Below are 24,068 nucleotides of genomic sequence, written 5' to 3'. Positions count from 1 at the left end.
AGACAGCGATCAAAGCTTGCGCGCGATGATCACCTGACTCTTGGCCACCACCCCATCCAGGGCCTGTTTGATCTGCGCGCCTCGGGGCGAATTGAGCACCGCCTGCCAGGTGTCGGCCCAGTGGTTTAACAGCGGATGATCGGCATTGCTGAAATCGACCTTGGCTTCCCAGAACAGTAGCATCCACATCGACCAGTAGAAGCCATATTGGCTATGACTCAACACTTCGAGGCCGGCCTCGCTGACCATCGCTTTGAACTGCTCCTCACCGATGATGCGGATGTGATTGGGCTTCTGGAAATACTCCGGTGCGGCAATGTCCCTCTGCAATTCCTCGGAGCTGGGGTGCGGCACACTCAACAGGTACAGCGCACCGGGCCGGCCGACGCGTACCAGTTCGCCAAGGAACTGCGCCGGGTCGTCGACATGCTCGATCACTTCGGTGGACACCACGCGGGTAGCCGTGCCATCGGCGATGGGCAGCGGATTGCAGTCAGTCACATAGCATTCAATGTCTCGCGCCGGCGTATCGCTCAAGCGTTGGCGCGTGGCCTCGACTTTTGCGGCGTCGATGTCGGCGATGATGATTTTCGCTCCACGCATGCCGCAGAAGTGCACGTTGCCCCCATCGCCGCAGCCTACGTCCAGCAGCGTGTCCTCAGGGGTCACGGGGAAGCCGGTGAACAGCTCGCCACTCTGCTGGTTGAACCAGCCGCTGAGCATCGCATCGTGCAGCCCCAGCATATAAGGATCGACCTTGTCAGCCACTGGCGTTGCGGGCGCGGACGTGCCCGTGGTGAGTTTCTTCAGAAGGCTCAGCATGAAGGGGCTCCAGAGACGGGAAGGACAGAACGAGCGACTCGAAGGCGCTCGACCAGTCGAGCGCCACGATTACGCATGGGCATTTCCACCAGCCGGTAGTTGAGTTCGCTCAGCAGTCCGATCAGCGACAAACCACAGGCCAGGGCCAGCCAGGGATGGCTGGACATGTCCGGCGACCCCCAGGGTGCAAAACGAAACCACAGTTCGCGCAGCAGGAAAAATACCGGGACGTGGATCAGATAGATCCCGTAGGAACGGCTGCCGACCCAGGCCAGCGCTGTTTTCAGCGGGCTTCGGGGAAGCAGGTAATCCTGGTCGTAGGACGCGACCCAGACCAGTACGGCGCTAAGCGCGGCGATGACCCCGAGGCGATAGAACGACAGATTGAACTGCTCGGTGGCAAGCCAGGCCATGATGCTACCGAGGCCTGCCAGCAGCACCACGCCAAGCCCCGGCCAGCGCAGCCACTTGGGCTCGAATCGCCAATAACCGGGACGCAGGCTCCACACAGACAGCAACACCCCGAGGGCCAGGGCATCGGTGCGTATGACCGACAGCCACACCGCACGCCAGGTGAAGAATTGCACCAGCACCACCGCCAGTAACACCCAGACCAGGTACCGACGCGAAACGAACACCAACAGTGGCAGGATCAGATAGAACTGCTCCTCCAGCGAGAGCGTCCAGTACACGAAGCTTGCACCGTATTCATAGCGCATGAACGCGTCGGCAAAGCGCAGGTTGGCAAACTGCAGGACACCGGCCAGGGTGGCCTGGACGTTGGCCTGCACGCTACCGAACGCACCGGAGCGGTTGAAGAAACACGCTGCAAGCAACACCAACAGCAACCAGAGCCAGGCCGACGGCAACAAACGGAATGCCCGGCGAATCCAGAACGCACGCGTGACGGCCCAGAATTGCCCGGAGCTGTCGCAACCGCGCAGTTGTGGGATCAAGCTACGACCGATGACGAAGCCCGATATCGCGAAGAAAAGGTCCACGCCCCACCATAGCTGGAAGCTACCGGACATGGCTGACAGATTTGGCCACCCTCCCGGAAACGGCATGCCTTGTATGTGATGGAACAGCACGCCGATCACGGCAACGGCACGCAGCAACTCGATGTCCATGATTCGCTTGCTGTTCACGACTGCCCCTCGGATGCAAGGTCGGGTTTACGGGCAATGATGACCTGACTCTTGGGCATGAACCCATCGAGTGCCTGCTTGATGGCCAGGCCATCGGGTTGCGCCAGCAGGGACTGCCAGGCGCTTGCCCACGCTTGCATCAGCGGTGGGTACGGGGCCTGGATTCGGTCGCGAACGGCGCCTTCAAGCGCACGCCCGGCCGCTCGTTCACTGGCCCAGAAGAAGATCATGCTCATGACCCAGAAAAAGCCGCTGGCCTGGCGGTGTTCGATGACCAGCCCGGCGTCCTCCACCAGCGCGGCAAACTGCTCGGCGCTGAAGATCTGCACATGATTGGGAGCCTGGAAGTAAGCCGGCGGCGCGATGCCTTGCTGCAAGCGCTCGCCCACCGGCGCCGGCACGCTGAGCAAATACTGTGCCCCCGGACGCCCCATTCGCACCAGTTCGGCCATGAATGGCGCCGGTTGGTCGATATGTTCGAGGACTTCCATGCACACGATCTTGCTCGCGCAACCATCGGCCAAAGGGAGCGGCAGGCTGTTGCTGACCAATCCCAGGCATGACGTTGTGCTCGTCCTGGCATGGTCTTCGACCCGACGGGCCAGGTCGCGCACCTTGTCGTACTCACTGTCGGTAAAGATCACCGACGCCCCCTGGCGCATACCGAACAGCGTCGCCACCCCCTCGCCACACCCGACATCCAGCAAAGTATCGTCGGCGGTGATTGCGAACCCCTCGAGCAATTCGCCGGTTTCGCTGCGAAACCAGCCATCGAGCATCGCATCGTAGAGCCCCACATCGCGAGGCGAAACAGCCACCGTCGCTGGCGGAGGGGGTTCAACGGGGGGCCTGAACCAGGTAAGCAATCGCTGGATCATGGTTGCTGCGCGTTCCGAGTACGCTCGGGCAACTGCTCCAAAAAGCCTCGCAAACGCTGCTCGGCGTTAGCCTGGCTGCAGAATCTCTCCAGGCTGCGCACTGCCTGGGCCGACATGCGGCGATAGCGTTCGGGGTCGTTCTTCGCCACGTCATAACTGGCGCGATAGGCTGAACACAGCGAGTCCCAATCCGTGACATAGCGCAGGGTGCGAAATGCGGCGCGAGGGTCATGAGGCCAGGCGGTCAGCTCTTCGGTGCAATCCACCACGAACGCATTGTCGTGATCGATATAATCGGCCATCGCCGTATTGCGCGGCGCGATCGCAGGCCGGCCACAAGACATGAACTCCATCAATGGCAGGCATTGCCCTTCGCCATAGGAACTGTTGACCACATAGCGGGTGGCCTCCACCAGTCGCTCGTAATCCGCATCCGCCAGATACCCGTGGATCAGCACAATGCGGCAGCGATACGACTGGTTCTTGTAGACGTGGTGCAGCATGTCATTGAGCGCTTCGGCGACATCGTGATGAGTCAGCTTCAGCACCAGTGTCGCATCGGGAACATCCCGAAACGTGCTGCAAAATGCGCTGATCATGTCTTTCCAGTTCTTGCGACCGTCGTACGGGTTGAACACCGAGGTGTAGATCACGCCGTCCAGCAGCAATTCGCAGTCCTGCGCCGGGCCGTCAAGCGTCACGGGGGTGCCAGCCCGATGGGACGGCGGGCCGTAGGGTCGCAGGTCGGTGGTGCGGCTGTCGATCAACAGGCCGTGCAGTTGCAGACGCATGTGCTCGACCGTCGGCCTTTGCGCCAGCATCGCACCGCGGGCAGCGAAGCGATCCCAGACCGGCGCGGCGATGGCGACGACAGGGAAATCCGCGCCCATCGTTTCCCGAACGGTGTTGACGGTAAAACTCGAATGGGTGATCGCCATGCCGGTCGCACGAAGAACCGTTCGCCAGTCATGCCGGGGCTCACCCTGCCAGCTCTCGGTGGGAATGGTGCTGAATTCCCAGGCGAACACCGGCACCGTGGGACAGGCGTAGTGGACAGCGGTGCGGTGGGGTGGAGAAAACGACAGGAACACACACCCTTCGCCGTGTTCCTGGCATTGGGCATAGAGCCGATCCACTTCGTCGTCCGGCCGTGTCACCTCGACCACCCGTCCCAGGCGTTCCAGCACCGGGCGAAACTCCTTGAGCACGAAGTAATAGCTGTATTCAGGCTTGCCGAGATTTTCCAGGATGTTGCTCTGGTTGGTTTCCGAATAAATGATGATCAGCATGAGGCGGCCCCCGCCTCGATCACGTCCGGCAGCAAATCGTCGCAGTCCGGCAGCGCCAGGAAATCCGCGAGACGACGCTGTACCGGATCGAAGCCGCAATAGCCTCGCATGCGCTCGTTAGCGGCCGCCGCCATGGCGTGATAGGCCTCGGGCTGGTGTCGGGCCAGGGCGTAGCTCTGTTGGTAAGCAAGCTTCAACGACCCCCAGTCGGGGCGGTGGCGCAGGGTTCTGTACAAAATGCGCGAGTCCTCCGGCCAGATGGTCGGCTCACGGCTGGACTTGACGATAAAGGCGACCTGCGGGTCGATGTAGTCACGCATCGCCGTGTGGTCCGGCGCGATCGCCGGTCGGGCGCAGGACATGAACTCCATCAGGGGCAGACACAACCCTTCGCAACGGGAGGCATTGACGTAGAAACTCGCCGCACCGTACAGCCGCGCAAACTGCTCGTCCTCCAGAAACCCGTGCATCACCACGACCCGGCAACTGAACGGCGACAGTTGGGACAGCACCGTGAGCAACTCGACGTAATAGGTCGAGAGATCGTTCTGGGTCATTTTCAACACCAGCGTGGCGTCCTCGACGTCCCGCAGAGCCCAGCAGAATGCTGTGATGATGTGATGCCAGTTCTTGCGGCCGTCATCGGGGTTGAACACGCTGACGTACACCACCCCACTGACCTCGGTTTCAACGACCTGGCTGGTATCCGGCAGCACCGCCTGAGGATGTTCGGGTGGAGCAGGAGGTGTGGGCGTACCAGGTCCCCTCAGGGCCCTGCTCGCCACGATGCGTACAGGCACCGGTACCAGGTCGCGAACCGCTTCGCGATACCAGCACAACAGGTTGTGCTTGATCAGCCAAAGCGGCCCCTGCCCGTTCCCGGCGGAGAAGGCGCGGATGATTTCGCGCAGGTAATGTCGACTGATGAATGCACGACGTCGCCAGGTAGGTGACGGCGGTTCAGCGACAACGGGCCCCGCCACCGGCTCTTCTTCAATGAGCGGCGCGATCAAGCCGTCGGCCGACAGGCCAAGGGGACGGCTGTCAATGATGCACCCCCTGATCTGCAGAACGGTGCCGGGATTGACCGGCGCACTTGGGTACTGTTCACGAATCGCCGCGAAGCGTTCCCAAAGGGGCGTCGGCAGGACCAGCACCGGGAAATCCTCGCCCAGCGACCTGCGAATCGCCTCGGCCGTATGACTGGACAGCGTAATGACCCGACCATGGCGGGCCAGCGTGTGGCTCCAGTCATGACGCAGATCGCCATCCCAGTGCTCGGCCGGAATCGAGTCGAACTCCCAGGCCACTACGCAAACCATCGGACATTGCAGGTTCGTGGGCGTCTTGTGAGGCGGCGAAAACGAGAGGAACAGGCAATCCTCTCCTGCCTGTTGCAGTACCTGATACAGCGGATCGACTTCGGCCACCGATGCCACCACGTGGACCCGACCCAGGCTTTCGAGCACAGGGCGATAGGCCTTGAGTACAAAGTAATAGCTGTATTCAGGGCGGCCAAGGCTCTGGCTGATGGAGCGGTCGTTTACGTCCGAGTAAAGAATGAAATTCATGGCATCCCATCAGGAGTCGCAATCCAGGCAACTTCCTTTCATGAGGATGGTAGATCGCGCCGAGCTTGCCGACCGTCCACGCACCCGTCTTGTTCTTGTTTTTAGTGACCTTCGCTCTGCCTTCCGACCCGAAATCGAACCCAGGCGAGCCATATGACGAGGGGCATTCTAAACACATCCGCCAGCGGTTCGTGAACCGCCCGGCGAGAATAAACCGCCTATAAATATGAGAACTGACCGGTCACGTCTTGCAGTGTTGAAATTGCCGCGGAAATGGCACAGATTGATAAGCAAATAATTACAAAACACTTCATCTTGACTGTTTTAAGGAACGTTTTCTTCGAACTTACGGACAGTTCCTACTTAAACCGGTCATAGACGAAGTTTTGCCTCAAGAGGGCTGATGCTTGAAAAAACGTCTGTTTGTTACGGGCCTGGGCGGTTTCGTGGGACGTCATATCAAATCGCGTCTCGATGCTGCCGATTCCGCGTGGCAGGCGATGCCCGTGGGCACTCGCTACGACCTCACGGATAGCAGGACCCTGGAGGGTCTCTGGCCCCAAATCCCCGATGCCGTCATTCACCTCGCTGGCCAGACATTCGTTCCCGAGGCATTTCGCGATCCGGCACGCACCCTGCAAATCAACTTGCTCGGCACCTTGAACCTTCTCCAGGCGCTCAAGGCCCGCGGATTCAAGGGAACATTCCTGTATGTCAGCACCGGCGATGTGTATGGCCAGGTCGGTGACCACCAACTGCCAATTACCGAGCTGCACCCGCCCGCGCCACGCAACCCTTACGCCGTGAGCAAGCTTTCTGCCGAGCTGCTGAGCTTGCAATGGGGCATGAGCGAAGGCTGGCCCGTGATCGTGGCGCGGCCTTTCAATCACATCGGTCCAGGGCAAAAAGACAGTTTTGTCATCGCCAGTGCCGCTCGACAGATCAGTCGTATCAAGCAAGGCCTGCAGCCGCCCCGTCTGCATGTAGGGGACATTGACGTGACCCGCGATTTTCTCGATGTCGACGATGTGATTTGCGCCTATCTGGCGCTGCTGGAGCACGGCACGCCAGGACAGATCTACAACATCTGCTCGGGCCGCGAGCAGAGCATTCGTAGCCTGATCGAATACCTGGGCGATCTCGCCCAGGTCGATGTGCAACTGATCCAGGATCCCGAGCGTCTTCGCCGTGCGGAACAACGACGCGTTTGTGGCAGCCCTGCCAAGCTCCGACAAGCCACTGGATGGACACCTGAAACAACAACACAACAATCCCTGCGGTCGATCCTGGCCGACTGGGAGATACGAGTACAAGAAGAATGAAAAGTGCATTGATCACAGGGATAACCGGCCAGGATGGCGCGTATCTGGCCAAGTTGTTGCTCGACAAAGGGTATAAAGTCCATGGCCTGGTGGCTCGACGCAGCAGCGATTCGCGCTGGCGTTTGCGAGAGACAGGTATTGAAGACGCCATCGTTTACCTGGATGGCGATATGGCCGACGCCTGTTCGGTTCAACGGGCAGTCATCAAGGCAGCCCCGGACGAGGTCTACAACCTGGCCGCCCAGAGCTTTGTCGCCGCCTCCTGGGATCAACCTGTCACCACGGGCATCGTCGACGGGCTGGGCGTGACTCACCTGCTCGAAGCCATCCGCCAGTTCAGCCCCGGCACTCGCTTTTACCAGGCATCTACCAGCGAGATGTTTGGTCTGATCCAGGCCGAGCAGCAGGATGAACAAACCCCGTTTTACCCCCGCAGCCCTTATGGCGTGGCCAAGCTGTACGGACACTGGATTACGGTCAACTACCGCGAAAGCTTCGGCCTGCATGCCAGCAGCGGCATTCTGTTCAACCATGAGTCGCCCTTGCGGGGTATCGAGTTCGTGACCCGCAAAGTCACCGACGCGGCAGCCCGCATCAAGCAGGGCAAGCAGCAAGAACTGCGTCTGGGCAATATCGATGCCAAGCGTGACTGGGGTTTTGCCGGCGATTACGTCGAAGCCATGTGGCTGATGCTGCAACAGGACAAACCCGACGATTACGTCGTCGCCACCGGTATTACCACGACCGTGCGAGAGATGTGCAGGATCGCCTTCGAACATGTGGGCCTGGATTACCGTGACTTTGTGAAGATCGACCCGGCGTTTTTCCGCCCGGCCGAGGTCGAAGTGCTGCTTGGTAACCCGGCCAAGGCAAAGAGGGTGCTGGGCTGGAAGCCCAAGACCGATTTGGACACCCTGATTCGCATGATGATGGATGCGGACATGAAACGTGTCGCCAAGGAGTAGGCCATGCTGATTCCCGTGATTCTCTCCGGCGGTGCCGGGACGAGGTTGTGGCCGGTATCTCGCGAAGGACATCCCAAACCGTTCATGCACCTGCCTGATGGCCAGTCATTGCTGGGCAAGACCTACCGTCGCGCCGCCAGCCTGTTCGAAGGCCGGGGTGACATCGTCACCGTGACCAATCGCGAGTACTACTTCCAGAGCCGCGACCACTATCAGAGCGCCCAACTGACGCGCCATCGCGGGCACTTCGTGCTCGAACCGACGGGCCGTAACACTGCCCCGGCCATCGCCGCGGCGACGCTCGCTGTACAAGCCCTGCATGGCGACGATGCCATCCTGATGGTCATGCCCGCCGATCATCTGATCCGCGACGAAGCCGCTTTCAAGACCTCGGTAGAGCACGCCACTGAACTGGCCAGAGGCGGCCATCTAGTGACTTTTGGCGTACTGCCCGCCACGCCGGAAACCGGTTTCGGTTATATCGAAAGGGGCAACCCCCTGGATACCAAAGGCGCGGCCAAGGTAGTGCGCTTCGTCGAAAAACCCGATCTGCAGACAGCCACTCAGTATCTGGAAAGCGGCCGGTTCCTGTGGAACTCGGGCATGTTCTGTTTTTCGGTCAAGACGCTGCTGGCGGAGCTGCAGATCCACGCCCCCGAACTGCTCGAGCGAGCCCGAGCATGCGTGGCGGCCAGCACCGCGGTGGAAACTTCAGGTTGTGTGCAGCAGGAGTTGTCCGCAGCGCATTTCATCGAAATGCCAGACATCTCCATCGACTACGCCTTGATGGAACGCTCCAGTAACGTCGTGGTCATTCCCGCCTCCTTCGATTGGAACGATATCGGCTCCTGGAGCGCCGTCGCCGGGCTGGTGCCCGCCGATGCCCAGAACAACCGGGTCAGTGGCGAAGCCCTGTTTATTGACAGCCGGAACAATTACGTTCAGGGCGAAGGGCGACTGGTGGCCACTTTGGGTGTGGAAAACCTGATCATCGTCGACACCGCCGACGCCGTCCTGGTTGCCCACGCCGACCGTGCCCAGGATGTACGCAGCGTGGCACGCCAGCTCAAGGACAAAGCGCACGAATCCTACCGCTTGCATCGCACCGTCAGCCGACCATGGGGCAGTTACACTGTGCTGGAGCAAGGACCGCGCTTCAAGATCAAGCGCATCGTGGTCAAGCCCGGCGCGGCACTGTCGCTGCAGATGCATCACCATCGCAACGAGCATTGGGTGGTGGTCGAAGGCATGGCCAAGGTCACCAATAATGGCTCCGAAGCCCATTTGGTGGCCAAGAACGAATCCACGTTCATCCCCGCCGGGCACCGCCACCGGCTGGAGAACCCGGGCGTGATCGACTTGGTGATCATCGAGGTCCAGAGCGGCGAGTACCTGGGCGAAGACGACATCGTTCGCTTCGAAGATCACTATGGCAGGGCCGTCTGATGCTGCTGTCCTTGCATCACGCACTGTGGAGCTATCGCGGCTTCATTCTGGGCAGCGTCAAGCGTGAATTCCAGGCCCGTTACCGCAACTCGCTCTTCGGCGCGCTGTGGACGGTGCTCAATCCACTGTCGATGATCCTCGTCTACACCGTGATCTTTTCCCACATCATGCGCGCGCGTCTTCCGGGTGTGGAAGACGGCATGGCCTACAGCGTCTATCTCTGCGCCGGTTTGCTCACCTGGGGTTTCTTCGCGGACGTCACGACCCGAAGCCAAGGGATGTTCCTGGAAAACGCCAATCTGCTGAAGAAAATCAGTTTTCCCAGGATTTGCCTGCCATTGATCGTGTTGCTCAATGCGGGGATCAATTTTGCGATCATCCTCGGGCTGTTTCTCGGTTTCCTGCTGATCTCCGGCCGTTGGCCAAGCATGGCGTTGCTGGCGTTGGTGCCATTGCTGATCCTGCAGATGCTGTTCGCCGCCGGGCTGGGCTTGTTGCTGGGGATTCTCAATGTGTTTTTCCGTGACGTCGGGCAGTTGTTTGGCATTTGTCTGCAATTCTGGTTCTGGCTCACGCCGATCGTTTACCCCATGACAATCCTTCCTCCCTCGGTCCAGCAATTGCTGGCACTCAATCCCATGACGGCGCTGATGCAGAGCTACCAGAACCTGTTTCTGTACAACCAGTGGCCCGTCTGGAGTTCGCTGGCGCCGCTGCTGATCATCGGCTTGCTGTTGTGCTTCACAGGGTTGCAGATGTTTCGTCGACGCGGCGGCGAAATGGTGGATGAACTCTGATGGGACAGCTACGCGTCAGTAACCTGGGCAAGGCTTACAAGCAGTATCCGAACCGCTGGAGCCGGCTGTTCGAATGGCTGGTTCCGTTTTCCCGGCAACGCCATCAGTTGCACTGGGTCCTGCAGGGCGTGGATTTCGAGATCCAGCCCGGGGAAGCCGTGGGGATCGTCGGGGTGAACGGCGCGGGCAAAAGCACGTTGCTCAAGATGATTACCGGCACCACCCAACCCACGTGCGGGCATATCCAGATCCAAGGACGCGTGGCCGCGCTGCTGGAATTGGGGATGGGTTTTCATCCGGATTTCACCGGCCGCCAGAATGCGTTCATGGCGGGCCAGTTGCTGGGGATGCAGGTCGAGGAGATCGAAGCATTGATGCCCCAGATCGAAGGGTTTGCCGAGATCGGCGAAGCCATCGACCAGCCGGTACGTACCTATTCCAGTGGCATGCAGATGCGCCTGGCGTTCAGCGTCGCCACCGCCCGGCGCCCGGATATCCTGATCGTCGACGAAGCCCTGTCGGTGGGCGATGCGTACTTCCAGCACAAAAGCTTCGAACGCATCCGCAGCTTCCGCAAGGCCGGGACCACGCTGTTGATCGTGTCCCACGACCGCTCGGCGATCCAATCGATCTGCGACACCGCCATCCTGCTCGAACACGGGCGCATGGCCATGCGCGGCAAGCCGGAAGAAGTGATGGACTACTACAACGCCATGCTGGCTCAGCGCGAAGGCCAGGTGGTCCGCCAGGAAATGCTCGCCAACGGCCAGGTACGCACCATTTCCGGTACCGGCGAAGCCGGCATTCTGGATGTGCAATTGCTCAATAGCCATGGACAGCCGGTGGAAGTGGCTGAAGTCGGCCAGCCGATGGTCTTGCAGGTCCGTGTTGAAGTCCGCAAGGATATCGAACGGCTGGTGCTGGGTTTCCTGATCAAGGATCGCCTCGGTCAGCCCATGTACGGCATCAACACCCATCGTCAGGACCAGGCCGTTACCGACCTTACGGCGGGCGAACAGGTCACCTTCCGTTTCAGTTTCGACATGCGCCTGGGCAAAGGCAACTATTCCATTGCGCTGAGCCTGTCGCGTCTGGATTCGCATCTGGACCGCAACTTCGAGTGGCGCGACTACGGGCTGGTGTTCCACGTCATCAACAATCGCCAGGAAGACTTTGTCGGCTGTTCCTGGCTTCAGGCCCGTACCAGCATCCAACGCCAGGCACTGCCGACCGTCGAAGCATTACCGCAAAAGGAGCTGCCATGACCCGCCTGCTGGTGGAGTGCACTTATGTTTATGAAAACCCGAAAGCCAATTCCGGGATCCAGCGAGTCGTGCGCAATGTCATCCGCGAACTGCCGGCGAACGAGGAGCGCGAATGCCTTCCCGTCGTGATGCTCAGAGGCAAGCTGTACAAAGTAAAAAGCCTTGCACCGTTGCCGGTCAAAGGGCTGGATCTGGTCAGCCTGCGCGGACGGCTCGAACAGGCAGTCAATCTGTTCTGGCTCCGGCAGCGGACCCTGGAGTCTCGACGTCCTTTCAGTCAGTCGCGATGGGCCCGACGCCTGCTGTATATCGGCTGCAGGCTGTTTGCCTTCGGCTGCCTGAGCATTCCGATTCGCTTGATCGATCGCCTCCTCAAGCATAAACCGGCCCCAACACGCATCGAGCCGCTGCAGCACCAAGCCGGCGACATTTTGGTATTGCTGGATTCCTCCTGGCATGCGGACTTCTTTCCACTGGCCGAGCAGCTCAAGCGCGATGGCATCCGGATCGTTTCGGTGATCTACGACCTGATACCCCTGACCCATCCGCAGTTCTGCGACGAAGGGCTGGTCAAGGTGTTCAACCGTTGGTTCGACTGGATCGCCCGCACGGCTGACGGCTATATCGCCATTTCCGCCACCATCCGCGACCAGGTACGCCAGGAAATGGTGCGCCGCATCGGCGAACAGCGCGTGAATGAGCGCTGGTTCGACTACTTCCACCTGGGCAGCGAGCTGGACCTGTTGGACGCCGACAGCGCCATTGACCGGGATCTACAGCGCCTGTTCGAGCAGCCCGAACCGGTGTTCCTGATGGTCAGCACCATTGAACCGCGCAAGAACCACGCCTACCTGCTCGATGCATTCGAACGGGCCTGGGCTGTCGGCTCGCAGGCGCGGCTGTGCATCATCGGGAAGATCGGCTGGAAGTGCGAAGCCTTGATCGAACGCATCCGTCGCCATCCACAACTGCGTCGACGTCTGTTCGTTTTCAACAGCGCCTCGGACCAGAGCCTGGAACACGCTTACCTGCAGGCCAGTGCATTGGTGTTTCCGTCCTATGTGGAGGGCTTTGGTTTGCCGCTGGTCGAGGCCATGCAGCGCGGACTTCCGGCGATGGGCAGCGACATCGAGGTGTTCCGCGAAATCGGAGGTGAATTCATGGCCTATTTCGATCTCGGAGATCCTCAAAGCCTGGCGGACCTGATCATCGGCATGGAGCACAGCGGTGTATTTCCGGCCGCCCGCCCCTTGGACCAATGGCAATGGTTGAGCTGGCGCCAGGCCAGTGAGCAACTGGTGGAACGCATCGAACGACACAGTGGCGAGGTAATCGCCGACAGGGAACCGGTATGCGGATAGCCCTCAATGCACAAATCCTCAGGGGACCTCGCACCGGCATCGGCCACTACGTGGCGGAACTGGCCACCGCCCTGGCTCGGGAACCGGACGTGCAGTTGTCCTTGTTTCATGGCTGGGGCTGGAGCTCACAGTTGCCGCAAGCGACCCTGCCGGGTTACTCGCGTCTTGCTCCCCTGCTTCGACAGGTTCCAGGCGCGTATCGGGCGCGACGCTGGATGGAACAGCGGCGCTTCGATCGACGCCGCAGCGGGGCCATCGACCTGTACCACGAACCAAGCCTGTGGCCATTGGCTTTCGAAGGGCCCACGGTCATGACCCTGCATGACCTGACTCACCTGCGCTATCCCGATACGCAACCGCCGGCGCGGCTCAGGGAAATCGAGCGGCGGCTGGACCAGGCGGTGCAAGAGGCGCAGTTGATCCTGACCGACTCGCAGTTTATTGCCGATGAAGCCCAGCGGTATTTCGGCCTGCCGGCCGAGCGCCTGAGGGTTGCCCCGCTGGGGGTTGCGGCGCGCTTCCACCCGCGTAGCCCCAAGACAGTCGATCCCGTGCTCAAAGCCCATGGCCTGGAAGCAGGCCGCTACTTTATATGTGTCGGCACCCTGGAACCGCGCAAGAACCTGTCGTTGGCCTTGCGAGCGCACGCCGGTTTACCTGAATCTATCCGTCAGGCTTTTCCTCTATTCATTGTGGGAATGAGCGGATGGCAACACACACAACTCAACGACGAGTTGAAAAGTGCCATGGCCAGCGGTCATGTTTGCCTGGCCGGTTACCTGCCCGATGAACAGGTCGCCCATTTACTGTCGGGAGCCAGGGCGTTGCTCTTCCCATCCCTTTATGAAGGCTTCGGCCTTCCGGTGCTTGAAGCCATGGCCAGTGGCACACCGGTCATCACAACCCGCTGCTCGGCGATGCCCGAAGTGGCCGCAAGCGCAGGCAATTATTGCCAGCCCGACGATCCGCAAGGCATGCGCGACGCCATGTGCCGGTTGATAGAAGACCGTTTGCACTGGCAGGCCTGTCGGGAAGCGGGCTTGCAACAAGCAGCACTTTTTTCCTGGGAACGGTGTGCCAAGGTGACCGTCCATGCGTATCACCAGGTTCTGGGAGGTTGAATGCGAGTCCTGCACTTTTACAAAACCTATTTACCTGACTCCATAGGCGGCATCGAACAGGTCATCTTTCAACTGTGCGACAGCACTGACCGATTGAATATCGATAATACCGTGCTGACCTTGAGTGGAAATCCAGCCCCCGGGCCCATCAGGATCCGAGAGCATGATGTCTATCAGTCTCGAATGAACTTTCAGCTGGCATCTACCGGTTTTTCCTACAGTGTCTTCAAGAAATTCCGAGAACTGGCTGCCGAAGCAGATGTGCTCAACTACCACTTCCCTTGGCCCTTCATGGACCTGGTCCACTTTTTCAGTGCGGTGAAAAAACCCTATGTCGTGACCTATCATTCGGACATCATTCGCCAAAAGCGGCTGATGGCGCTGTATCGTCCCCTGATGCGGCGCTTTCTTGAAGGTGCCGATCGCATCGTCGCGGCGTCTCCCAATTACCTGGAGACCAGCGACGTACTCAGGGCGTACCGGGACAAAACCCAGGTCATTACCTATGGCCTGAACAAAGCGAGTTATCCACAACCGGACGCCGAGCGCATGGCGAGGTGGAAGGCAAAGCTGGGCGAACGCTTCTTTCTGTTCGTCGGTGTGATGCGTTATTACAAGGGTCTGCATATCCTGCTCGATGCCCTTGAAGGCGTGGATTATCCAGTGGTTATCGTGGGGGCCGGCCCGTTGGAAAAAGAGCTGCACGCCCAAGCTGCGGCGCTGGGCCTGCGTAACGTACATTTCCTTGGATTCCTCGCAGATGAAGACAAGGTGGCACTGCTGGAGCTGAGCTACGCCATCGTATTTCCCTCGCACCTGCGCTCCGAAGCCTTCGGGATCTCCCTGCTCGAAGGCGCAATGTACGGCAAGCCGATGATCTCCAGCGAGATTGGCACGGGCACCAGCTACATCAATATCCACAACGAAACCGGCCTTGTCGTTCCCCCCAGTCAGCCCGAGGCATTCCGGGAGGCGATGCGCACCTTGTGGGAAAACCCCACCAGGGCCCAGGAAATGGGTATCAAGGCGCAAGCCCGCTACAAACAGCTATTCACCGCTGAAGAAATGGGCCGCAAATGGGTGGAGTTATACGAAGGGTTGCTGCAGGAAAAAGCGCTCAGCTATGCATGAAGGTATGGCAACGAGAGGGCAAGCCAAAGGGTGAGAGGAACCATCCCCCACCCCGGTGATGGCTACTTCAGGCATTCCCTTGCAAACCCACGGCCGTACGCGGCATGCCCACGAACCCCGGCAACGCTTCGATTCGCGCCAGCCAGGCACGCACATGCGGATAGGGCTCGAGCGACACATTGCCCTCCGGTGCATGGGCAATGTAGGTGTAGCCAGCGATATCGGCGATGGTCACAGTATTTCCTGCCAGGTAGGCACTGGCGCTCAGATGCTGATCGACAACCTTGAGCAGCGCGTGAGATCGGGCAATCACCTCTTCAGCGTTGTAAGAAGCACCGAACACTGTGATCAGGCGCGCCGTGGCCGGCCCCGCGTGAATCGGTCCGGCGGCTGCCGACAGCCAGCGCTGTACCTGGGCGGCACCGACCGGATCGGTGGGCAGCCAGTGACCTGCGCCATATTTTTGTGCCAGGTACACCAGAATGGCATTGGAATCGGCCAGTATTACACCGTCGTCGTCAATGACCGGCACCTGCCCGAACGGGTTGATGGCCAGGAAGTCCGGCTGTTTGTGCGCTCCCTTGGCCAAGTCGACGAAGACCACCTCGACAGGCAATTCCAGCAGTGAAAGCATCAGTTGGACGCGATGCGCATGGCCGGACAGGGGAAAATGATAGAGCTTGATGGGTTTCATGGAACGACTCCGCTGCGAAGTGACGCCATCAGCAGAACGGCGTCGATGGGGCTCATCTTCCCCTTCAAGCGAAAGCTAGAGAATGACCCGAAAACGCAATCCATCATTTCACCACGAGAAATAATGCGTCAGCCTCTCAAGGCCGGGTGTTTACGCAACGCGTTAACCGTGAAATCGACAAAACTGCGAACCCGCGCCGGCGCGTTGCGCCCCCCCTGATACACCACATGAATCGGCAGCGGCGGCAGTTCGAAATCGGCCAGGACGATTTCCAATGCACCGCTCTCGACTTCACTTGCAATCTGATAAGACAGAACGCGCGTCATCCCCAGGCCTCGGCAGGCCGCGGTGATGGCGGCCTGGTTAGCCGTGACCACCAGCCGGGGCGCCGGTCGCACCGTCAACGGTTGTCCGGCGTCGAGGAAAGTCCAGTTCCTGATCTGGCCAATGGCCGACGACGCCACGATCGGCATTCGCTCCAGATCTTCGGGATGCTGCGGCCGGCCATGGCGAGTGAAAAAATCTGGAGATGCACAAACCACGCGTCGCACTTCTCCGACACGTACGGCGTGCTGACTGCTGTCCGGCAACTCGCCAATACGCACGGCGACGTCCATGCCCTCTTCGACCATGCTGACTATTCGATCCAGCAGCAAGGCGTTAACGCTGACGTCGGGGTACTGTTGCAGATAGTCCACCAGCACCGGCGTAACGAATGACTGGCCAAACAACACGGGCGCGGTCATCGTCAGCTGCCCGCGGGGCTGGGCGTGACTGCCGGCGGCCGAGTCTTCGGCTTCCTGCAAATCGCCCAGGATCCGCCGACAGTCTTCAAGAAAGCGCTGACCTGCCTCGCTCAAGTACACGTTACGAGTGGTGCGTACCAGTAAAGGCGTACCGATGCGTTGTTCCAACGCCGCCACTGCACGCGTGACGCTCGCCGCCGACAGACCCAGACGCCGCGCTGCGGCGGAAAAACCCGCATCCTGGGCGACGGCAACAAACACCTGCATTTCCTGAAACCTGTCCATCCATCCCCCGACGAGAAATCCTGATACAAGTTTTGTGCGCCCCCCGAAGCCGCACCGCACGGCCATTGTAGAGCCTCGGGCAAGCGAACCACAGCGCAACGCGCCAGCACGACCGGCCACTGGCGGCTTCGCTTGTTACCATCCCCTTTCCTATGACTCGTTAAACCCTGTGGAGCAAGCCTGCTTCCCGGGATTGGTATGTGGCTGACTCCATCGAAAGGCCTGTTTCATGATCAAGATCTACCGTGCTCTGAGCCATCCCCTGGCCTCCCTCATTACCCTGGTCGGATGCGTATTGCTCGTTCCCCTGGTGCTGCGCCTGGCATTGGGCTGGTCCGATCCCTTGGGTTATCTGTCGGACCTGGGCAGCGGCGGGTTGCTGATCGCGCTGCTTCATCGCCGCCCCGGGTGGCTGGTATTGCCTGTGCTGCTGGCCTGGAGTGCGCTGACGCTGGTCAATATCGAGCTGGTCAGCGCGGTCGGGCGGATGCCCAACCTGTCGGACCTGGTTTATCTGACGGACCCACAATTCGTCGAGAATTCAACCGGTGGTGGTTTCGCCCATCCCTGGCTGGCAACCCTCCAACTAACGGCGCTGGCGCTCTGGCTGGCGGTCCGGCGGACAAGCCCGCCGCGCCTGGCGCCCCCCTTGCCACGCCAAGCCTGGGCGTTGCCGATGCTGTTGCTGGTGGTCCACGGTGCTGTGCAATCCTGGCGTCCCAGTGAGGCAGACCAGTGGAACCTGTTCAACCTGCCCCATCAGCTTGTGACCGCCGGCGTCGCCGCCGGGCAGGAACGGGCCCAGCTCTGGCTGGAGGGCGATGACGCCCTCACCCCGTCAATGGAGGGCCTCACCCGGCTTGACCTCGAGGGACAAAAGCTGCTGGCCGCACCAGGCCAGGCGCGCAACGTTCTGATCATTGCCCTGGAAGGCATTCCCGGCGCCTACATCAATGCCAACCGCCAGGCATTGAACAGCAGTTACCGGGAAAACTTGATGCCGCACCTCAGTGCCTGGGCCGAACGCGGCATGAACACGCCTGATTATGTCCTGCACAGCCACCAGACCATCCGCGGTCTCTACGCGATGCTATGTGGCGATTACGACAAGCTCGACGACGGCACGCCCAAGGGCGTCGAGATGCTGAACCAGACCCATCGCAACCGGGCGTGCCTGCCGGCCCAGCTCCGCCAGCACGGCTTCTCGACCCATTTCCTGCAAGGGGCTGGCCTGCGCTTCATGGCCAAGGACAGGATCATGCCCCACATCGGTTTCGACACGACCCTGGGCATGGAATGGTTCACTCGCCCGGCTTATCTGGAGTTCCCTTGGGGCAGGGACGACAAGAGCTTCTTCGAGGGCGCGCTGGACTACGTCGGGCAACTGCAACAAGCCGACAAACCCTGGATGCTCACCTTGCTGACAGTGGGCACGCACCAGCCTTATTCCGCGCCGGACGACTATCTGCAACGCTACGACACCGCCAAGCAGGCCGCCGTCGGTTATCTGGACGATGCGCTGGACGCGTTCCTGGCGAACCTGGAAAAACAGGGCGTTCTGGAAAATACCCTGGTGGTCATTACCTCGGACGAGTCCCACGGGCTGGACGACGTACGCCTGGCATCGTCCTGGGGGTTCAACCTGATGTTGGCGCCAGAGCCCCTGCCCAGAATAAAGACCGGTGTGCATGGCCATGTGGACCTGACCGCCTCGGTTCTCGATTATTTCGATTTCCCGGTGCCCTCGTCCTTGTCCGGGCGCTCGATGTTCCGGGATTACACGACCGGTCGGCAAATCATGTCGTTCACCAACGGCAAACTGCGCTATCACGACGGCAAGAACACGTTCACCGAATGCGACTTCCTGCAGCGCTGCCGTGATTACCGCAGCGAAGGTTTCATCGCTGATCAAGCCAACTATGCCGGCCAATACAGCGGTCAGCGTGCAAGACTGGTTGCGGCGCGGGCCACGGCCTTGGGCCAGAGCCTGTCAGCCACCGCCCTGAACCAGCGCTATCAGTTCGGCAGCACCGAAAAAATCCCGCTTCCGGCCCAGGTCTCCAATGACTGGACCGACAACCTCATCGGCGCCCAATACCTGGAGATGCCCAAAGGTTCGCAAACGCGCGTCAGCCTGACCATTCGCGCCGTGGACCCAGACCATGCCGCCTACATCTCCCTCAAGGCCAAGGAGTTCGAACGGGATGTGCCGATGGATCTGCCGACAGACGTCGCGGTCACTCCCGAGCAGCCGTTGGTGATGAACATCAGCTTCGACAACCCGCAACCTCGCAAGGCGTTTTCCTTTCACCTGCTCGGCCATGGCGTCGGCGCCATCGAGATTTCCGATTTCAGCGTCGTGACCGAACTGCCTGATCAAACAGACCAACCAGAGTACCTGGACGACATGCAGGATGAGGGCGAGCTCCAGTCCAGTTGAGCCGTCAAGAAGCTCTAATCCAACAACCGGTGCAGCTTGGCGTATTGCAGCAACATGATGGTCTTGCCGTCGCAGATCTCGCCGGTTTCGATCATGCCCAAGGCCTGGTCGAGGGACATTTCCAACACCTCGATCTCCTCGCCTTCCGCCTCAAGGCCGCCGCCTTCGTGCTTTCGGTCCTCGTCAAAATATTCGCCCACGAAGAAATGTATGCGCTCGGTCACCGATCCCGGGCTCATGAAGGCCTCGAACACCTTGCGCACGTTCTGGATGACATAGCCGGTTTCCTCCTGGGTTTCCTTGCGGATGCAGGTGTGAGGATCGTCGTTATCCAGCAGGCCGGCGCAGGTTTCGATCAGCAGGTCGTCATGGCCATTGACGAAGGCAGGAAAGCGAAATTGCCGGGTCAGGACCACGGTCTGCTTGGCCCGGCTGTACAGCAGGATGGTGGCGCCGTTGCCACGGTCATAGGTTTCGCGGGTCAACTCGCGCCATTGGCCGTCGCGGCCGAAGTAGTCATAGGTTGTCTTGCGCAGCACGTACCAATTGTCCGAGAGGACTTCGACGTTCTTGATGCGTACGCGGTCTTTGGTGCTGATTGTCTGTGTCATTCACCCGCTCCATTCTTCGATTAGTCGTTCAACACGCCGGGACCCGCGGCAGCGCTCGTTTGTGAGCCGTCTTGAGGTAAGCGCGTTCGATGATCTGACGAGCCTGAGGCGAAACCTCTTCACCCATCAGGTACGCATCGATGTCCTCGTAAGTGCATCCATACGCCGCTTCATCCAGCTTGCCCGGCGCCAGGTCCTCCAGATCCGCAGTGGGCGCCTTGCGTACCAAATTCATGGGCGCACCCATCGCCGCGGCCAGCAACCGTACCTGCGTCTTCGTCAGACCTGATAGCGGCGCCAGGTCGCACGCACCGTCGCCGAACTTGGTGAAAAAGCCCATCACCGCCTCTGCCCCGTGGTCGGTACCGACCACCAACCCATTGGTGAAATTGGCGATAGCGTACTGCGCCAGCATCCGCGCCCGGGCCTTGACGTTGCCTTTGGCAAAGTCGTTGAGTTCGGCCGATGGCGCCAAACCGTCGATGGCAATACTGTCCATCAACCCGTCGACACAAGCGGCGATGTTGCTGGTGGTGATCAGGTCCGGGCGGATGAAGTCCAGGGAAGCCTGGGCGTCCTGTTCATCGGCCTGGGTCTTGTAGGGCAGCCGGACGGCAATAAAACGCGCTTCGTAGTCTTCATCCCGCAGTTGCTCCACCGCCAACTGACACATCCGTCCGGCGGTAAGAGAGTCGACACCACCACTGATGCCCAACACCAGAGATTTACAGCCCGACTCACGCATCACCTGTTTTATAAACCCGACGCGCCGGGCAATTTCAGTTTGTTCGCCACCCGGTTTGAGTTGGCGGTCAATGCCCAGTTCCCGGGCGATGCTGTCTTGCTGAAGCGAAGTCATATCAGGCTCCCAATTGCGGATTGATCAGGGCGACGTTGAACACTTGCGCGGCATAGCGCAGGAAAGAGGCATCTTCACAGACGTTTTTGATCGGATCGTCGGAGAACTTCACCACGGGCTCGCCGTGGACCCGCACCAGTTTCATGACGATGCTCAACGGCTCGACACCCTCGACATCGCAGGCCAGGCTGGTGCCCATGCCAAAACCGAATTTGGCCTTGCCGCGAACATGACGCAGGATCGGCAGGCATTTTTCGAAATTCAAACCATCGGAGAACATCAGGTCCTTGGTGCGTGGGTCGACGCCCAGTTCCTGGTAACGCCGCAGCACCTTGTCAGCCCAGACAATAGGATCACCGGAATCCTGGCGCAGGCCGTCATAGAGCTTGGCAAAGTACAGGTCGAAGTCCTTGAGGAAAAAGTCGGTGCTGATGCAGTCCGTCAGTGCGATACCGAGCCGGCCACGGTATTCGCGCACCCAGTTTTCCAGCGCCGCGTTCTGGCTTTCGCGCAACCGCCCGAGTTGCTGGTGCACCATCAGCCACTGGTGGGCCATGGTGCCGATCAGCGGTAGATCGAATTCGTAAGCCAGGTGGGCGTTACTGGTGCCGACAAACACCCCGGGGAAATCGCTGCGCATGACATTCACCACTTCCCGCTGGGCCCTGAATGACAAGCGCCTGCGAGTGGAGAAATCCGAAACGCGAAATTCGGCCAATTCCTCCCGGCTGGCGTTTTTCTCCAGCCATTCGAATTTCTGATACAGCTTGCGGGTCACGTCGGCCAGCTCGACCTCGGGATACTTTTCACGGTTGCGCAGTTCGCTGACCATTGCCAGGACCGGTTGCTCGAACATGATGCAGTGCAACATCGGACCCCGGACACGAATGTGCAGTTGGCCGTCGATTTCCGAAACATGGATGTAGCGCAGGTTGAAGCGAAACAGACCGAGAAACTGCTCGAAGTCCGGGGTCAGGTACTCACGGAAACGCTTGTTGAACAGAAACCGTTGCTCCCCTTCGCGCAGCTGCAACCCGGCCAGTTTCTCCAACTCGATACGAATGTCGGAAATCAGATGACCCAACCGTTCCTTGGAACGCACGATGAACTGATATTCCACCTCCACGTTCGGGTGCTGGTGCAAGACCGCCTGCATCATGGTGAAGGTGTAGTAATCGGTATCCAGGAGACTCTGGATGACACCGTTGCTTGAATCGAATGCGCTGTCCATGTCGGCTCCTTACACGTTTGCCTGGCGAATGGTTTCTTCACGGGTGGTGGCCACCAGGACCCCCGCTTGCTGCAAGTCTTGAATGGCTTGAACGGCGCCCTGCTCACTGATGGCCCGACAGGCCGGCAGGTGAATGATCACTTTGAAACCGGCGGCAGCCAGTTGCAGGGCTGTGGTCTTCACGCAGAAATCCAGTGCCAGCCCGCCGACAATGACCTGTTCCACATCCAGCCCTTTCAGATACTCGATGACACCGGTGGAAAGCTTGCCGTGCAGGTCGTGGTAGCAGGCGCCGTACGGGTGCAGATCCGGCTCGACGCCCTTCCAGACGAAATAGTCGTAATCGTATGGAGTCGGCAGTTCGTCCAGCAGGGTGAACCCCTCGGTACCAGGGACACAGTGACTGACCCAGGTAACGTCGGCGTGCGCGAGCCCGGTGGGCACAAGCATCTGTGAATGCTCGGCGACTACCCATGGCGCCAGGGGCGTGTGGGCGTCCTTGCTACCGACGCGCAGGCTGGCCAGCGACGCGATGAAATTCAGCTCACCGGCAATTTGATCGCCACCCGGTACGGGTAGCTCATCGGGGCAAAGCGGTGTGAAGCTCTTTTGCGCATCGACATCGAAGGAAGCAGTTTTGCGGGTCAGGCTGTTCATGCTGGGTCTCTCCTCTTCATGGATGCAAAAGTACATGACATGTACTTTCATGACAAGCCTCTCTGAAAAGATTTTATTTAGATCAATAAATCTCTCCATACAGTTGGTGAGCTTGCGTACTAAACCGAAGACAATGCTAAAGTACATGTCGTGTACAAATAGAGAGCGAGCCCATGTTCGAGATAGCGCTGTATGGCGGTGCCTTCAACCCACCTCACGCCGGCCACGCCCAGGTGATGATCGAAGCCTCACGTCACGCCAAACGCGTGCTGGTGGCCCCGAGTTTCAGGCACCCCTACGGCAAGCAAATGATCGACTACGAAGTTCGTCTGAACTGGCTGGAATCGGTTGTGGATAACATCCAGCCACTGTGCCACGCCGAAGTGCGCGCCAGCCGGGTGGAGCAAGTCGTGGCACGCGGCGTTGAAGGTCCCATCTACAGCTACACACTGCTCGCCCACCTTGCCGACAGCCTGGCCCTGGACGGCAAGCGGATAGCGTTGGTGGTAGGTGAGGACGTCGCGGATCTGTTACCGACGTTCTATCGCGGCCAGGCGTTGCTGGAGCGGTTTTCCATCCTGTGCGTGGAGGAAAGGATTCACGTGCGCAGCACACTGGTCCGCGAACGATTGGCCCTGGGCCAACCTTTGCCCGTCCACTGGATGGCGCCCGGCATGAACCCGTTAAACTATGACCTTTATGCTGCCCACGGAACCTGACATGCCAAATCCCACAGCCCACACGCGCGATTACTTGCACACCATCGACCTCTGTGTGCTGCGCTTCTGCCGGGAAACCCAGGCGCTGGAAATTCTCCTGAACCGGCGGGAAGCCGAGCCGTTCGCCGGTCACTGGGCGCTGCCGGGGATCGTGGTCAACGGGGGCGTCGAGGATCTCACGCTGAACGACGCCGTGGAGCGCCTGCGTCACTCCAGCAAAGTCGGCATGCCCCTGGCCTGGATCGAACAGGTCGGCACCGTCGGCGACGCCTTCCGAGACCCGCGCTGCTGGTCTTCGTCGACGTTCTACCTGGCGATTGTCAGCGACACAGTCCAACTCGCCGAACACCAGGGTTTTTTCCCACTCAAAGGCGTCGCTAGCGGCTCGATAAAACTGCCTTTCGACCACAACAGCCTGGTGGCGGCGGTACAGGAGCGGCTGCTGTCCAAATCCCTCTACAGCAGCCTCCCCCTGATGTTCCTCGGCCCCGAGTTCAGTGCACCGGACGCCGTGGGCATTTTTTCCGTGGTGCTCGAACGCCCAGTGCTCAAGACCAGTATTCGCCAGCGTCTGCTGAAGATGGCCGAAGCGGGTTACCTGCGGGAAACCGGTCGCAAGAAAAGCGGCGATGGCGGGCGGCCGCAGAGCACTGTGGAAAACCTCAAACCGGGCAGTGTTTATCTTTTTGATCGGTGTTTTCTGGAGTAGC

The 24,068-nt window shown here is 59.9% G+C and carries 22 protein-coding genes; 11 read left to right on the top strand and 11 right to left on the bottom strand.

Annotation, left to right across the window (positions count from 1 at the left end; genetic code table 11):
- Nucleotides 1–9: 9 nt before the first annotated feature.
- From EGM97_RS09865 to EGM97_RS09845, 5 genes are read right to left on the bottom strand one after another with little or no spacing between them, the layout of a single operon-like run.
- Nucleotides 10–822 carry a class I SAM-dependent methyltransferase gene (locus tag EGM97_RS09865; RefSeq protein ID WP_238964895.1) on the bottom strand — a complete coding sequence of 271 codons (813 nt, stop codon included), beginning with the start codon at nt 820–822 and terminating at the stop codon, nt 10–12.
- Nucleotides 816–1,970: an acyltransferase family protein gene (locus EGM97_RS09860; RefSeq protein WP_238964896.1), complete on the bottom strand. Its 1,155-nt coding sequence runs from the start codon at nt 1,968–1,970 to the stop codon at nt 816–818. Before EGM97_RS09860 ends, EGM97_RS09865 begins: the two co-directional genes overlap by 7 nt.
- A complete protein-coding gene (locus EGM97_RS09855; RefSeq protein WP_238964897.1) occupies nt 1,967–2,848 on the bottom strand; it encodes a class I SAM-dependent methyltransferase in 882 nt (293 codons plus the stop codon). Before EGM97_RS09855 ends, EGM97_RS09860 begins: the two co-directional genes overlap by 4 nt.
- Nucleotides 2,845–4,137: a glycosyltransferase gene (locus EGM97_RS09850; RefSeq protein WP_238964898.1), complete on the bottom strand. Its 1,293-nt coding sequence runs from the start codon at nt 4,135–4,137 to the stop codon at nt 2,845–2,847. The genes EGM97_RS09855 and EGM97_RS09850 overlap by 4 nt, the downstream gene beginning before the upstream one ends.
- Nucleotides 4,131–5,708 carry a glycosyltransferase gene (locus EGM97_RS09845; RefSeq protein ID WP_238964899.1) on the bottom strand — a complete coding sequence of 526 codons (1,578 nt, stop codon included), beginning with the start codon at nt 5,706–5,708 and terminating at the stop codon, nt 4,131–4,133. The genes EGM97_RS09850 and EGM97_RS09845 overlap by 7 nt, the downstream gene beginning before the upstream one ends.
- Nucleotides 5,709–6,115: 407 nt before the next feature.
- Between EGM97_RS09845 and EGM97_RS09840 the strand changes: the two genes are divergently transcribed.
- From EGM97_RS09840 to EGM97_RS09805, 8 genes are read left to right on the top strand one after another with little or no spacing between them, the layout of a single operon-like run.
- Nucleotides 6,116–7,030, top strand: coding sequence for a GDP-mannose 4,6-dehydratase (locus EGM97_RS09840; RefSeq protein ID WP_238964900.1), 915 nt, complete (start codon nt 6,116–6,118; stop codon nt 7,028–7,030).
- On the top strand, nt 7,027–7,995 hold the full coding sequence (gene gmd, locus EGM97_RS09835; RefSeq protein ID WP_238964901.1) for a GDP-mannose 4,6-dehydratase: 969 nt from the start codon (nt 7,027–7,029) through the stop codon (nt 7,993–7,995). Before EGM97_RS09840 ends, gmd begins: the two co-directional genes overlap by 4 nt.
- Before the next feature lie 3 nt (nt 7,996–7,998).
- Entirely contained in the window at nt 7,999–9,441 is a 1,443-nt protein-coding gene (locus EGM97_RS09830; RefSeq protein WP_238964902.1) for a mannose-1-phosphate guanylyltransferase/mannose-6-phosphate isomerase, read from the top strand.
- Nucleotides 9,441–10,238 (top strand): ABC transporter permease, encoded by a 798-nt coding sequence (locus EGM97_RS09825; RefSeq protein WP_238964903.1) that lies wholly within the window; start codon nt 9,441–9,443, stop codon nt 10,236–10,238. Before EGM97_RS09830 ends, EGM97_RS09825 begins: the two co-directional genes overlap by 1 nt.
- On the top strand, nt 10,238–11,503 hold the full coding sequence (locus EGM97_RS09820) for an ABC transporter ATP-binding protein (RefSeq protein WP_238964904.1): 1,266 nt from the start codon (nt 10,238–10,240) through the stop codon (nt 11,501–11,503). The genes EGM97_RS09825 and EGM97_RS09820 overlap by 1 nt, the downstream gene beginning before the upstream one ends.
- Nucleotides 11,500–12,864 carry a glycosyltransferase family 4 protein gene (locus tag EGM97_RS09815; protein ID WP_238964905.1) on the top strand — a complete coding sequence of 455 codons (1,365 nt, stop codon included), beginning with the start codon at nt 11,500–11,502 and terminating at the stop codon, nt 12,862–12,864. The genes EGM97_RS09820 and EGM97_RS09815 overlap by 4 nt, the downstream gene beginning before the upstream one ends.
- Nucleotides 12,855–13,985, top strand: coding sequence for a glycosyltransferase family 4 protein (locus EGM97_RS09810; RefSeq protein ID WP_238964906.1), 1,131 nt, complete (start codon nt 12,855–12,857; stop codon nt 13,983–13,985). The genes EGM97_RS09815 and EGM97_RS09810 overlap by 10 nt, the downstream gene beginning before the upstream one ends.
- Complete coding sequence (locus EGM97_RS09805; RefSeq protein ID WP_238964907.1) at nt 13,986–15,116, top strand: glycosyltransferase family 4 protein; 1,131 nt, start codon at nt 13,986–13,988, stop codon at nt 15,114–15,116.
- A gap of 67 nt (nt 15,117–15,183) precedes the next feature.
- Here EGM97_RS09805 and EGM97_RS09800 read toward each other — a convergent pair whose 3' ends face one another.
- Both EGM97_RS09800 and EGM97_RS09795 read right to left on the bottom strand, forming a co-directional pair.
- Nucleotides 15,184–15,810: a glutathione S-transferase family protein gene (locus EGM97_RS09800; RefSeq protein ID WP_238964908.1), complete on the bottom strand. Its 627-nt coding sequence runs from the start codon at nt 15,808–15,810 to the stop codon at nt 15,184–15,186.
- A 128-nt stretch (nt 15,811–15,938) separates the two neighbouring features.
- Entirely contained in the window at nt 15,939–16,841 is a 903-nt protein-coding gene (locus tag EGM97_RS09795) for a LysR family transcriptional regulator (RefSeq protein ID WP_238964909.1), read from the bottom strand.
- Nucleotides 16,842–17,070: 229 nt separating this feature from the next.
- Here EGM97_RS09795 and EGM97_RS09790 point away from each other — a divergent pair, with 229 nt between their 5' ends.
- Entirely contained in the window at nt 17,071–19,281 is a 2,211-nt protein-coding gene (locus EGM97_RS09790) for an LTA synthase family protein (protein ID WP_238964910.1), read from the top strand.
- 14 nt (nt 19,282–19,295) lie between these two features.
- On the opposite strand, the gene nudK is transcribed toward EGM97_RS09790, so the two are convergent.
- From nudK to EGM97_RS09770, 4 genes are read right to left on the bottom strand one after another with little or no spacing between them, the layout of a single operon-like run.
- A complete protein-coding gene (gene nudK / locus EGM97_RS09785) occupies nt 19,296–19,892 on the bottom strand; it encodes a GDP-mannose pyrophosphatase NudK (protein ID WP_238964911.1) in 597 nt (198 codons plus the stop codon).
- Nucleotides 19,893–19,920: 28 nt separating this feature from the next.
- Nucleotides 19,921–20,751, bottom strand: coding sequence for an ammonia-dependent NAD(+) synthetase (nadE, locus tag EGM97_RS09780; RefSeq protein WP_238964912.1), 831 nt, complete (start codon nt 20,749–20,751; stop codon nt 19,921–19,923).
- A gap of 1 nt (nt 20,752) precedes the next feature.
- Nucleotides 20,753–21,982 carry a nicotinate phosphoribosyltransferase gene (gene pncB / locus EGM97_RS09775; protein WP_238964913.1) on the bottom strand — a complete coding sequence of 410 codons (1,230 nt, stop codon included), beginning with the start codon at nt 21,980–21,982 and terminating at the stop codon, nt 20,753–20,755.
- Nucleotides 21,983–21,991: 9 nt separating this feature from the next.
- Nucleotides 21,992–22,639, bottom strand: coding sequence for an isochorismatase family protein (locus EGM97_RS09770; RefSeq protein WP_238964914.1), 648 nt, complete (start codon nt 22,637–22,639; stop codon nt 21,992–21,994).
- Between the two features lie 173 nt (nt 22,640–22,812).
- On the opposite strand from EGM97_RS09770, the gene EGM97_RS09765 reads away from it, so the two are divergent.
- Both EGM97_RS09765 and EGM97_RS09760 read left to right on the top strand, forming a co-directional pair.
- A complete protein-coding gene (locus EGM97_RS09765) occupies nt 22,813–23,358 on the top strand; it encodes an adenylyltransferase/cytidyltransferase family protein (RefSeq protein WP_238964915.1) in 546 nt (181 codons plus the stop codon).
- Between the two features lies 1 nt (nt 23,359).
- Nucleotides 23,360–24,067: an NUDIX hydrolase gene (locus EGM97_RS09760; protein WP_238964916.1), complete on the top strand. Its 708-nt coding sequence runs from the start codon at nt 23,360–23,362 to the stop codon at nt 24,065–24,067.
- Nucleotide 24,068 lies beyond the last annotated feature (1 nt).

Source organism: Pseudomonas sp. AF32 (assembly GCF_022342325.2).
GTDB lineage: Bacteria > Pseudomonadota > Gammaproteobacteria > Pseudomonadales > Pseudomonadaceae > Aquipseudomonas > Aquipseudomonas uvaldensis.
The sequence above is the reverse complement of the archived record's forward strand: the minus strand, read 5'-3'. Positions and strand labels throughout refer to the sequence as shown.

Excerpts from the sequence above, each read along its gene's own strand:
- EGM97_RS09815 (WP_238964905.1), top strand. The coding sequence starts at position 11,500 with ATGACCCGCCTGCTGGTGGAGTGCACTTATGTTTATGAAAACCCGAAA.
- EGM97_RS09765 (WP_238964915.1), top strand. The coding sequence starts at position 22,813 with ATGTTCGAGATAGCGCTGTATGGCGGTGCCTTCAACCCACCTCACGCC.
- gmd (WP_238964901.1), top strand. The coding sequence starts at position 7,027 with ATGAAAAGTGCATTGATCACAGGGATAACCGGCCAGGATGGCGCGTAT.
- EGM97_RS09820 (WP_238964904.1), top strand. The coding sequence starts at position 10,238 with ATGGGACAGCTACGCGTCAGTAACCTGGGCAAGGCTTACAAGCAGTAT.
- nudK (WP_238964911.1), bottom strand. The coding sequence starts at position 19,892 with ATGACACAGACAATCAGCACCAAAGACCGCGTACGCATCAAGAACGTC.
- EGM97_RS09805 (WP_238964907.1), top strand. The coding sequence starts at position 13,986 with ATGCGAGTCCTGCACTTTTACAAAACCTATTTACCTGACTCCATAGGC.
- EGM97_RS09865 (WP_238964895.1), bottom strand. The coding sequence starts at position 822 with ATGCTGAGCCTTCTGAAGAAACTCACCACGGGCACGTCCGCGCCCGCA.
- EGM97_RS09795 (WP_238964909.1), bottom strand. The coding sequence starts at position 16,841 with ATGGACAGGTTTCAGGAAATGCAGGTGTTTGTTGCCGTCGCCCAGGAT.
- EGM97_RS09830 (WP_238964902.1), top strand. The coding sequence starts at position 7,999 with ATGCTGATTCCCGTGATTCTCTCCGGCGGTGCCGGGACGAGGTTGTGG.
- EGM97_RS09770 (WP_238964914.1), bottom strand. The coding sequence starts at position 22,639 with ATGAACAGCCTGACCCGCAAAACTGCTTCCTTCGATGTCGATGCGCAA.
- EGM97_RS09810 (WP_238964906.1), top strand. The coding sequence starts at position 12,855 with ATGCGGATAGCCCTCAATGCACAAATCCTCAGGGGACCTCGCACCGGC.
- EGM97_RS09850 (WP_238964898.1), bottom strand. The coding sequence starts at position 4,137 with ATGCTGATCATCATTTATTCGGAAACCAACCAGAGCAACATCCTGGAA.
- EGM97_RS09800 (WP_238964908.1), bottom strand. The coding sequence starts at position 15,810 with ATGAAACCCATCAAGCTCTATCATTTTCCCCTGTCCGGCCATGCGCAT.
- pncB (WP_238964913.1), bottom strand. The coding sequence starts at position 21,982 with ATGGACAGCGCATTCGATTCAAGCAACGGTGTCATCCAGAGTCTCCTG.
- nadE (WP_238964912.1), bottom strand. The coding sequence starts at position 20,751 with ATGACTTCGCTTCAGCAAGACAGCATCGCCCGGGAACTGGGCATTGAC.
- EGM97_RS09790 (WP_238964910.1), top strand. The coding sequence starts at position 17,071 with ATGATCAAGATCTACCGTGCTCTGAGCCATCCCCTGGCCTCCCTCATT.
- EGM97_RS09760 (WP_238964916.1), top strand. The coding sequence starts at position 23,360 with ATGCCAAATCCCACAGCCCACACGCGCGATTACTTGCACACCATCGAC.
- EGM97_RS09855 (WP_238964897.1), bottom strand. The coding sequence starts at position 2,848 with ATGATCCAGCGATTGCTTACCTGGTTCAGGCCCCCCGTTGAACCCCCT.
- EGM97_RS09825 (WP_238964903.1), top strand. The coding sequence starts at position 9,441 with ATGCTGCTGTCCTTGCATCACGCACTGTGGAGCTATCGCGGCTTCATT.
- EGM97_RS09845 (WP_238964899.1), bottom strand. The coding sequence starts at position 5,708 with ATGAATTTCATTCTTTACTCGGACGTAAACGACCGCTCCATCAGCCAG.